The sequence below is a fragment of the Arthrobacter sp. 2RAF6 genome, from assembly GCF_052115205.1.
Classification (GTDB): domain Bacteria; phylum Actinomycetota; class Actinomycetes; order Actinomycetales; family Micrococcaceae; genus Arthrobacter.
The window spans coordinates 1-5,725 of sequence record NZ_JBFRGF010000076.1 but is presented as its reverse complement, the minus strand read 5'-3'; the positions used below and the strand labels follow the sequence as shown (position 1 = coordinate 5,725).

The window sequence follows — 5,725 nt, the reverse complement described above, 5'->3', positions numbered from 1 at the left end:
ATCTGACCACCCAGCCGACCCGGCGCAACCAGGACCACGGAACACCACCGGCAGCAAGGCCGGCAACCCAGTCATGCCCATCAACCGAACCCGGACCAAGATCAGAAACACCCCGCCCCATCAAACCTGACCGGTGGATCGAGGCTTAGGTCCGACGGGATAATCCACCTTGTCTGGAACGACAGAGTCAACATCGAGGCTGTCGACGCCCATGCGGCAATGGCTGCCGTCAATGAGGCCGGCAAGGGCTCGGAATACCCGATGCTGGTCGACATGGCGACGACGGAGTCCGTGCACCGTCATGCCCGTGCTGTTTTCTCTATCCCGTGTGCGGCCTCCCGGATCGCATTGCTTGGGACCAGCCCTGTTGACCGGGTTCTGGCAAACTTCTTTCTTGGTGTCCACATTCCGCCATGTCCCACTCGCTTCTTCACGTCCAGGGACGATGCACTGCTCTGGCTGATGCAGGACCTGGCCGAATGACCCGGGCCTGAGCATAGGCCAAAGCTACGCCCGCCCACGCACCCGGGGATTGGGTGTAGGCATGCAGCATCCCCGGCGGCGCTTTCAGCACGCGCGGACATCTCCGGAGCTCTCGCAGTGGTCCCCCGGCCGTCATGAAGTTGGCCCGCCCGGACCGGACCTGCAAAAACTAGTACACCGGTACTCGTGCAATGGCGCCGCGCCGGGTGTTGACTTGAATCGGAATCCGTGTGGACCGGCCCGCCAGCCGTTGACCGGTTATCGGACGGGCCGGCGACGAAGAGAGCGTCCAGTTCCTGGAGCCTGAGCTCTCGACCCCCAGACGTCGCCGGCCCCTGTCGTGCCCTGCGAATCTCCGCGCCACGGCTTGGAGCGAAGCGCTAATTTCCCGGGCTCATCGCGCCGCTGCAGAGAAGTACCCGGCGAGGATCCTCAGTTCCATTCACTCTTCGGAAGGCTCGTCTGCGCCTTCTTGCGCTCGGACCTCTTCTTCGTAGACGTATGGCCATTGGCGGCGCACCGCGAACTCGCCCAGCCACCCTGCAGGCGGTTGTGCGCCCGATTTGCGAGGATCTCGAGGGACCGCACAATTTCCCCGGGGCGGCGCTCGGGCCTGCCGGTGAAGTACCCCAGCAATATTATTCACGGCCGTCGCTTCGTGCGGTGTCATTCGAGCCATACGGTAACCGTAGAACGCGAACCGTAGAATGCGCGGACCGGCTCAGGAAGCCTTCGTGGGCCGGTTCGACCTTTTCTTCGACCGCCCTCTAGCCGATCCTCCACCGCGCCGAAACCGCGGGTCCGATAAATGAGGCCACTCGGTCTGGCAGGTTTTCCGGTGTATTCAGTTGCAGTGACGGGAAGTTTCGGGCTTTAGGCTTTGCGTTTCCCTGTGTAGTACCCGGCAAACATCAGGATTAGGCACAAAAGGCGAGTATGTACGGCAAGTCGCCGATTCGCTCTTGTGCGACTTGAATGGCAGCTGGGTGCCATAACGACAGCATAATCGCCGCCGACGCCGGCTAAACGAGCGCTGGCTCGAAGCTCTCGACCATGCCGTCAGCGTGCCCTAGGGTGGCGTAACCCTCGGCGTATGCTTCACTTCCGGTGGCGCCGCCTGCCATTCCCGGAAGCACGAAGCTGTTCAAACCCCGGACGGGTCAGTTCAATTTCGTATTAGTCCGGGGGGAAGCGGGGGGAGAAGTAGCCTTCCATCCAGTAGGGCGTGTAGTTGTAGTGGCCATAGACCGCTTCCTGGAAGGCCTGGGTACTGCTTAGTTCGGGGTCGTACTCCGGGGCCCCGGCCACGTGTTCGCGCGTAAGGTCCACGGTAACTTCCTCGGCGCTTATGCCGGTGACGGCGTCCACCGGGATGAAAGAGTGCTCCTTCCCGATGCCGAGGAACCCTCCGGAGGCGACGAACAGGAAGCGCACCCTGTCGCCCTCGGGGTCGATCAGGAGGTCCTCGACCTTGCCGAGATCCTCCCCGTCGCGGTCTTTGACCACGAACCCGCGAATGTCTTCCTCCCCCAACGCCACGGTCCTGTCCGTCTCGCTCAGTTTCACCAGCTGACGGGCCTCATTGGCAGTCATCGCAATCCCTCCACTCTTCGTTTGCTGCTTCACCCGGGATGTCTCCATCGTAGAAACTCCGGCAGAAAGCAGGCAATGCCCACCAATCGGTCATATGCGTCGGGGCCTCGATGACCGGCTTTGCCGCCACCGGCTATTACTGCAGCAAACGGCCAAGCCCGTCTTTCGCCGCCCCAACCGGGGTGGTGCCCCGTGCGGCTAGGGCACGGTGTAGGAGTTCAGCGGCCTGCCGGTGGTGCCGTAGGTGAGGTCCAGGATGAGGAGGCCTTTGCGTTCGAGTGCGCTGAGGTAGCGTTGGGCCGTCGGGCGGCTGACGCCGAGCTGCTCGGCGATCTCCGCGGCGCTGACGGGAGCGCCGGCCGCGCGGACGGCGTCGAGCGTTTTTTGCATGGTGGGCTGCAGGCGCGGTGCCGGGGCGGCGGGCCTGAGCCCGGCCGTGCGGGCGTTGTAGAGGCTGTCGATGGTTGCCTGGTTGGCGGTCGATGCGGATTCCAGTTCCTGGCGCCACGTCCGGTAGGCCTCCAGCTGTGTGCGGAGCCGCTCGAAGCTGAAGGGCTTGACCAGGTAGTAGACGGCGCCGCTGGCCATGGCTGACTTGACGGTGGCCAGGTCCTGCGCGGCGGTGATGATGATGCAGTCCACCGGGGTTCCGGCTGCCTGCAGGGACCGCAGCAGCGAGAGCCCGTCCTCGTCGGGAAGGTGCACGTCCAGCAGGAGCAGGTCCGGGTTCAGTTCCGTGATTGCCTCCCGTGCGGCTGCGGCGCTGTAGACCTGGCCCACGCATTCGAAACCCTCGACTCTTGCCACGCGGGCGGCGTGGATTCCGGCGACCCGGAAGTCGTCGTCAACTACCAATGTCCTGATCATCGCCTGCCCTCCTGTCCGTCTCGGCAAGGGGCGGGTTTGCCGGCAGCCAGACCTCGAAGTTGCCGCCGGGCCCGGGGAACACGTCCAGGGTTCCCCCTGCCCGGTGCACGATCCTGCTCACCAGGGCCAGTCCGATTCCACGGCGCATGCCGGGGCGGGGGTCTTTGGTGGAGTAGCCGTCCACCACGATCTGGTCGATCTTGTCCGCCGGGACGCCGGGGCCGTTGTCGCGCACGGCGATGAAAACGCCGTCGGCGTCGTCGAACTGTACGGTCACCGTGCGTGGCCGGGGCGTATTGGCCAGGGCGTCCACGGCGTTGTCCAGGAGGTTGCCGACGATGGTCAGCAGTTCCGCCTGGTCAATCTGCGGATGTTCCAGCCCGGACCCGGCGGTGACCTCGATGTGCACGTCCTGTTCGGCGGCGACGGTGATCTTGGCCAGCAGCAGGGCTGCCAGCTCCGGCGGCGCGATCCGTGCGCGCAGCCCTTCGCCGAGCGACCTGGAAGCGTTGGATATTTGTGAGACGTAGCTCTTGGCCTGTTCCACTTCCCCCATCTCCAGCAGGCCGTCGACGATGTGCAGCCGGTTGGCGTATTCGTGCTCCAGGGCGCGCATTGCCTCCATCAGGCCCCGGACGGAGTGCAGGTCCCGGACCAGGCTCTCGATCTCCGTGCGGTCCCGCAGGGTGATGACGGAACCGATGCTCCGTCCGGCGGTCGAGACGGGCATGCGGTTGACCACCAGCAGGGCGTCCTCGGTCAGCGCCACCTGGTCCGCGCCGGGGAGCTTGCCGGTGAGCAGGTCCCGGAGCCGGCTCTCCGGGATCAGTTCGGCGACCGGTCTTCCCAGGGCCGGTTCCTCGATCCGGAGCAGCCGCCGGGCCTCCCCGTTGATCACCGTGACGCTCCCGTCGTCGTCCAGCCCGAGGACGGCTTCGCGGATCCCGTGCAGCAGGGCCTCGCGCTCCTGTAGCAAGGAGGCGATCTCGGCCGGTTCCAGGTTGAAGGTGACACGCTTGATCCTGCGGGAGAGCAGCAGCGAACCGCCGACGCCCAGGGCCAGGACCAGGCCCGAGAACCCAGTGATCAACCAGATGTTCTGGGCCTGTGTGTCCAGGACCCGGGTGTCCGCGATGCCCACCGACACCTGCCCGATCACCGAGCCGTCCGCCCCGAAGACCGGGGCCTTGGCGTTGGCCGAGGTGCCCAGACTGCCCTGGTCGAACCCGACATGGGTTTCGCCGTCCAGCACCGCGACCGGTTCCTCCAGCTTCTGCCCGATCAGCGCCGGGTCCGGGTGGGAGAACCGGATGCCGTCGCGGTCGGTGACCACGACGTAGGCGGACTGCGCGGCGGCCGTGATCTCCCGGGCGAGCCCTTCGATGATGTGCTGGGGATCCTTTACCGCCAGGGCCGAGCGGATCTCGGGCATCTGCGCGGTGGTCGTGGCGATGCCCAGGGCACGCAGCTGGTACTGCCGGTCCAGGGTCTGGTTGCTGATCATCGTGAAGAGAAACCCGCCCAGGACCACCGTGAGGACCAGCAGCGAGAGCGATCCCAGGGGATCTGGGTGGTCAGGGTCCACGAATGGCCGCCGCTCCGGAAGCGCTGCGCCGCTGACACCCGGTTCACCGGGATCCGCGGTACGGCCGGGCGTCTGCCCGGTGGCAGAAAACGCACAAAACGTGCACTTTTGCTGTTAAGGCGCACATCTTACTGAAGGCTTCTGGCCCGGATGATCACTTCCTAAGCTTTACATAGTTTCAGTGATCCACATCACGAATTCGTCGGACTCCCAAGGAAGGGATCCGGGTGGCGGCGCAGGCTGCCGCCGGATAAACGAACTCATCGGACCGCCTCGATTCCCTGGCACACCCCAACGCGGTGTCTCGGAATCAGCGGTCACAAGAACAGAAAGACAGAGAGGTCTTAGCGTTATGAATGCTATCCACCCCAACCGGCCGCCCGGGGCCCCCGAGAGGGCTGAGGACGCCGCGGGCATCGACATCGTCGGGTTGACCAAGCGTTACCTCACTCCCAAGAACGAGACATTCACTGCCATCCGCGATGTGACGCTTAGGGTCGAACCCGGCGAGTTCTGCGCGATCGTCGGACCGACGGGCTGTGGCAAGTCGACCACGCTGGCTCAGGTTTCCGGGCTGGAGCGGCCAAGCGCGGGCTCGGTGAGGGTCCACGATCAGCTCGTTGACGGCATCACCAACGGCGTCAGCTACATGTTCCAAGCGGACGCGCTCTTCCCGTGGAAGACCGTTCTCGGAAATGTCTTGATCGGCCCGGTCCTGCTCGGGACGCCCAAGAAGGAAGCCACCTTGCTTGCAAGGGACTGGCTGCGCCGCGTGGGCCTGGCCGGCTTCGAGGACCGGTATCCGCACCAGTTATCCGGCGGCATGCGCAAGCGCGTCGCCATGGCGGCGGCGCTGATCAACAACCCGCGGATCCTGCTGATGGATGAACCGTTCGGCGCCCTCGACGTGCAGACCAAGGCCATCATGCAGAACGAGCTGCTGCAGCTCTGGGAGGAACTGCGCCCCTCTGTCCTGTTCATCACGCACGACCTCGACGAGGCCGTGGCGCTCGCGGACAAGGTGGTCATCATGACCAGCAGCCCGGGCACGATCAAGGATGTCTTCGACATCGATCTTCCCAGGCCGCGTGGAGATGTCCAGAAGATCCGGCACGAGGAGCGGTTCCTGGAGCTGCAGGGCCAGATCTGGGAGTCCTTGAAGGACGAAGTCACCCGCGCCTACAAGCAATCGGCGGG

5 protein-coding genes are annotated in these 5,725 nt (G+C 64.9%); 2 read left to right on the top strand and 3 right to left on the bottom strand.

Annotated features, from left to right (window positions below; genetic code table 11):
* The first annotated feature begins 126 nt into the window (after positions 1-126).
* Positions 127-483 carry a DUF7793 family protein gene (locus AB4Z38_RS25420; RefSeq protein WP_441432290.1) on the top strand — a complete coding sequence of 119 codons (357 nt, stop codon included), beginning with the start codon at positions 127-129 and terminating at the stop codon, positions 481-483.
* 1,176 nt (positions 484-1,659) lie between these two features.
* Here the strand turns inward: AB4Z38_RS25420 and AB4Z38_RS25415 are convergent.
* The 3 genes from AB4Z38_RS25415 to AB4Z38_RS25405 all read right to left on the bottom strand — a co-directional run bounded on the left by AB4Z38_RS25415 (position 1,660) and on the right by AB4Z38_RS25405 (position 4,528).
* Complete coding sequence (locus tag AB4Z38_RS25415) at positions 1,660-2,076, bottom strand: PRC-barrel domain-containing protein (RefSeq protein WP_441432289.1); 417 nt, start codon at positions 2,074-2,076, stop codon at positions 1,660-1,662.
* Positions 2,077-2,274: 198 nt separating this feature from the next.
* A complete protein-coding gene (locus AB4Z38_RS25410; protein WP_441432288.1) occupies positions 2,275-2,943 on the bottom strand; it encodes a response regulator in 669 nt (222 codons plus the stop codon).
* Positions 2,921-4,528, bottom strand: coding sequence for an ATP-binding protein (locus AB4Z38_RS25405; protein WP_441432287.1), 1,608 nt, complete (start codon positions 4,526-4,528; stop codon positions 2,921-2,923). The genes AB4Z38_RS25410 and AB4Z38_RS25405 overlap by 23 nt, the downstream gene beginning before the upstream one ends.
* A gap of 352 nt (positions 4,529-4,880) precedes the next feature.
* On the opposite strand from AB4Z38_RS25405, the gene AB4Z38_RS25400 reads away from it, so the two are divergent.
* A partial coding sequence (locus AB4Z38_RS25400) for an ABC transporter ATP-binding protein (RefSeq protein WP_441432286.1) occupies positions 4,881-5,725 on the top strand: 845 nt, incomplete at its 3' end.